The organism is Pseudomonas sp. Pse79, from assembly GCF_024519615.1.
In the GTDB taxonomy this organism is placed as follows: Bacteria; Pseudomonadota; Gammaproteobacteria; order Pseudomonadales; family Pseudomonadaceae; genus Aquipseudomonas; species Aquipseudomonas veronii.
The window spans coordinates 1-1,304 of record NZ_JALJRR010000066.1 but is presented as its reverse complement, the minus strand read 5'-3'; the positions used below and the strand labels follow the sequence as shown (position 1 = coordinate 1,304).

Here is a 1,304-nt window from a genome sequence, read left to right as displayed (position 1 = left end):
ATCGGGGTGTACAGACGGAGACATCCTTTACAAACGAGACCGGGGACATCCTTTACGTTTCTGGGTGCTGGACAGCCGGCTTGCACCGCTGTCTAGCCTACCCAGTGGATAGTTACATAGGTACATGTCCCACACGTTGTCGTCCACTTCTCGCAGTCCAACGGACTCTCCTACCAGTGACTCACTCAAAAAGATCATCCTGCCCCTCCACTTCATTGATCCGTCGGTTCTGACTTTGCGTACCTCCATATCCGCTCCATATTCGGCAGGAGGTACCCAGCCTGTATAGATCCTTGGCGATTTATCGTACAGATCGTTCGGCACTTTCATACCCAACGCCTCGTGCGGCCGATCATGATTGAATTCCTGTCGAAATCGTTCAAACGCCAACTGCTGCTGGACCATATTGGCTTCTGGCGTCTTCAGTAACGCGGCCTTGAGTGAGCGATGCATACGCTCATGCCGCCCGTTCTGATCGGGTCGCCCCGGCTGAATACGCTCTGGGTAGATACCCAGTCGTATCCACCATACGGCCAGACTCGAGAGCCTGTTGAGGCCGGTTGAAGCGAAGGGTGAACCGTTGTCAGTCCTGATGACGTCAGGCAGACCATACTCGCGAAAAGCCCAGTCAAAACCCTCGCGGGCCCCAGCCACACTGGGCTGAGCACGACACAACAATATGAATCTGCTGGCCTGATCCGTGAGTGTCAGCGGGTAACAGCGTCGGCCATCCGTCATTAAAAAGTCGCCTTTGAAGTCAGCGGCCCACGTTTGATTGGGGAGGTCTGCCGGGCGAAGTTTGACGGGGCCGGTAGGCGGACGATTGCGCTTGCGCCGCTCTTGGACCAGTCCCGCTCGTTTGAGCCATTCCCCCGCCGTGCTGGGTGCCGGCCAATGACATTCCGGATAGCGATTGGAAAGGACCTTGACCAGCTTTTTGGGGCCCCAGTCATGGTGTTGATGCTTGAGCTCAATTAGAGCAGCAATATGTGCATCGCACGTTTGAAAAGGGCTTGAGAGTGGACGGCGTGAAGCCTCCTTGAGTCCGTCCAAGCCCGCAGTGGCGTACCGTTGCAGCCACTTGTCCAAGGTCGGTCGACTAATGCCGTAGCTCAATGCCAGTTGACGTTTTGAATAGGCGCCGGACAGCCAGTCGCCTATCAATCTGACTTTTTGGTCCATAGGGGACTCTCGATTCCATGACATGGCCAGTTACCTCCTGGCCATGATTAATACATGTAAACGATGTCTCCGGTTTCAAACGTAAAGGATGTCTCCGGTCTGTACCGGGGCAAGCCCCCTCC

Annotated in this window: 1 protein-coding gene; it reads right to left on the bottom strand. The window is 55.4% G+C overall.

Going from position 1 to position 1,304, the window contains the following annotated elements; genetic code table 11:
* Positions 1–27: 27 nt before the first annotated feature.
* Positions 28–1,206, bottom strand: coding sequence for an integrase core domain-containing protein (locus NR164_RS30235; protein ID WP_372340312.1), 1,179 nt, complete (start codon positions 1,204–1,206; stop codon positions 28–30).
* Positions 1,207–1,304: the final 98 nt, after the last annotated feature.